The 3,311-nt window shown below is 71.0% G+C and carries 3 protein-coding genes; all 3 read right to left on the minus strand.

The window, feature by feature from the left end:
* On the minus strand, positions 1-1,809 hold a 1,809-nt coding region (gene mtrB / locus G3I40_RS23725; protein ID WP_164304144.1), incomplete at its 3' end, for an MtrAB system histidine kinase MtrB.
* A gap of 1 nt (position 1,810) precedes the next feature.
* Positions 1,811-2,500 (minus strand): two-component system response regulator MtrA, encoded by a 690-nt coding sequence (gene mtrA, locus G3I40_RS23730; protein WP_199836122.1) that lies wholly within the window; start codon positions 2,498-2,500, stop codon positions 1,811-1,813.
* A 4-nt stretch (positions 2,501-2,504) separates the two neighbouring features.
* Positions 2,505-3,311, minus strand: an 807-nt coding sequence (locus G3I40_RS23735; RefSeq protein ID WP_164304145.1) for a s-methyl-5-thioribose-1-phosphate isomerase, incomplete at its 5' end; no start/stop codon positions are given.

Genomic DNA, 3,311 nt, shown 5'->3' on the forward strand with positions numbered 1-3,311 from the left:
CGGCTGCCCGGCGCCCTGCTCCCCGCGGCCGCGCCGCGAGTCCTCCGGCTCCAGGGGTATCGGCGAACCGCGCAGCGGCTCGTCCGCCGTCCGCGGCAGCGTGAGCCGGAACTGCGAACCACCGCCGGGCTCACCCCACGCCTGCAGCCAGCCGCCGTGCAGCCGCGCGTCCTCCAGGGCGATGGACAGGCCGAGGCCCGTACCGCCGGTGGTACGCGCGCGTGCCGGATCAGCGCGCCAGAAACGGCTGAACACCCGGGTCGCCTCACCCGGCTTGAGCCCGACCCCGTAGTCGCGCACCGCCACGGCCACGGCGCCGCCCGCGGCCGCGAGCCGCACCACGACGTCCTTGCCGTCACCGTGCTCCACCGCGTTCACCACGAGGTTGCGCAGGACGCGCTCGACACGGCGCGCGTCCGCCTCGGCGATCACCGGCTGCTCGTCGCCGACGATCCGCACGCGTGTGCCCTTGCGTTCGGCCAGCGGTTCGGCGCCGCCGACGACACGGCGTACGACCTCCCGCAGGTCTATCGGCTCGGCCTCCAGCGCGGCGGCGCCGGCGTCGAACCGGCTGATCTCCAGCAGATCGGCCAGCAGCGACTCGAACCGGTCCAGCTGGTCGGCGAGCAGCTCCGCGGACCGCGCGGTGACGGGGTCGAAGTCGACCCGCGCCTCATGGATGACGTCGGCGGCCATCCGTACGGTCGTCAGCGGCGTCCTCAGCTCGTGGCTCACGTCCGACACGAACCGCCGCTGCATCCGCGACAGGTCCTCCAGCTGCTGGATCTTCAGATGCAGGTTCTGCGCCATCTTGTTGAAGGCTTCGCCCAGGCGCGCGATGTCGTCCTCGCCGGTCACCTTCATACGTTCCTGGAGGCGGCCCGCGGAGAGCCGCTCGGCCACCCCGGCCGCCATCCGCACCGGCGTGACGACCTGCCGTACGACGAGCCAGGCGATGGCCCCGAGCAGCACGACCACGAAGAGGCCTGCCGTCGCGAGGGTCCCCTTGACCAGGCTCAGCGACTTCTCCTCCTGGGTCAGCGGGAAGAGGTAGTACAGCTGGTAGGCGTCGCCCTGCGGGTCGCTGAGCCGCTTGCCGATGACCAGGCCGGGCTGCGACTCCTTGCCGTCGTCGTAGACGATCCGCGCGTACTCCTGCGAGGCGCCGGTCATCCGGTCGACCCGCGCGCGCAGGTCGTCGGGGACGCTGCGGTCAGGCACCACGCCGCCGGAGGCGCGCGATCCCCGTCCGTTGCCGTTGTCGACGTCGCTGGGGCTGCGCGTCACGACGTCGAAGGCGCCCTTGCCGCCGCTGGAGAGCTGGGTGGCGAGGTCGCTCATCCAGAGGTTGGAGTTCCGGGTGGTGCGGCTGTCCCCGGAGTCGCCGTCACGCATTCCGGCGGCCGCCGAGTCCGCCTTGTCCTTGGCCGCGCGGAACCCGCCCTCGGCCTGGCTCTGCGACGCCTTCACCTTGGCGTCCAGCAGTCCGTTGCGCACGGAGCCGATGACGACGATGCCGAGCAGGAGCACGACACCGAGTGACATCAGCAGGGTCGTGACGACGACCTTCAGCTGGATGTTGCGCCGCCACAACCGCATCGCCGGCAGCAGCGGACGCCGCACCCAGCGCGTGAACAGACGCAGCACCGGGCTGCCGTTCATCCCGCCCTGGAGCAGCAGCCCGCCGTCCATGACCCGGCGCAGCCAGGGCCCCCTGCCCGCGGCAGAGGGCCCGGCCGCCTGTCCCACAGGCCGCTCCGAGCGAGACCCCGGCTTCCCGGGCGCCGAAGCGGCACTGTCCCGGGACACGTCAGCTCGGTCCGGCCTTGTAACCGACGCCACGGACGGTCACCACGATCTCCGGCCGCTCGGGATCCTTCTCGACCTTCGAACGCAGCCGCTGCACGTGCACGTTGACCAGACGGGTGTCCGCCGCGTGCCGGTAGCCCCAGACCTGCTCCAGGAGCACCTCACGCGTGAACACCTGCCACGGCTTGCGTGCGAGTGCGACCAGCAGGTCGAACTCCAGCGGCGTCAGCGCGATCGACTGCCCGTCCCGCTTCACCGAGTGCCCGGCCACATCGATGACCAGGTCACCTATGGCCAGCTGCTCGGGGGCGGGCTCCTCCGACCTCCGCAGCCGCGCCCGGATACGGGCCACGAGCTCCTTCGGCTTGAACGGCTTCACGATGTAGTCGTCGGCCCCGGACTCGAGGCCCACCACCACATCGACGGTGTCGCTCTTCGCCGTGAGCATCACGATCGGAACCCCGGACTCCGCCCTGATCAGGCGGCACACCTCGATGCCGTCCCTACCGGGCAGCATCAGGTCGAGGAGAACCAGATCGGGCTTGGTCTCACGGAAAGCGGCCAGCGCCTTGTCGCCGTCAGCTACGAACGACGGCTCAAAACCTTCACCACGCAGCACAATGCCGAGCATCTCGGCCAGTGCGGTGTCGTCGTCGACGACAAGGACTCGTCCCTTCATGGACCACATCATCCCATTAGCTACTCGATACCTGGCGTGACCTGGCACACAGCTCACCCAGGCCCTCAGCTGTCACAGGCGCCACCACGCCCCACTCCGTGACGATTGCCGTCACCAATTCCGGTGGTGTCACGTCGAACGCAGGGTTGTACGCCTGCGTTCCCAGCGGTGCCACCGGGATCCCGCCTCCTGCCTCCACTCCGGCCAGCGGCGACTGCGGCGCCGTGACCTCCGTCACTTCATGTCCGGCCCGCTGCTCCACTTCGATGGACGCGCCGTCGGCAGTCTCCAGGTCCACGGTCGTCACCGGCGCCACCACGATGAACGGCACATGGTGATATCGCGCCAACACGGCGAGCGGATAGCTCCCCACCTTGTTGGCCACCGAACCGTCGGCGGCGATGCGGTCCGCCCCGATGAGCACGGCATCCACCTCGCCGGCGGCGAACAGCGACCCTGCCGCGCTGTCCGTGAGCAAGGTGTACGCCATTCCGTTGCGTGCGGCCTCGTACGCGGTCAGGCGTGCCCCCTGCAGCAGCGGACGCGTCTCGTCCACCCACAGGCGACGCAGCCGCCCCGCCCGGTGCGCGGCGAGCGCCACCGCGAACGCGGTGCCCTCCCCGCCGGAGACCAACGCCCCGGTGTTGCAGTGCGTCAGGATCCGGTGATTGCCGCCGGTCAGCAACTCGTCGAGCAGCTGCAGCCCGTGCGCGGCCATCTTGGCACTGCCCTCGGCGTCCTCCTGGTGCAGCGCCCGCGCGGCGGCGAGCGCGGCCGCAGCGGCCCGCTCCCGCACCGCCTCCCCGTCGCCCGGCCCGTCCCC

It is taken from the genome of Streptomyces sp. SID14478, assembly GCF_010548525.1.
GTDB lineage: Bacteria > Actinomycetota > Actinomycetes > Streptomycetales > Streptomycetaceae > Streptomyces.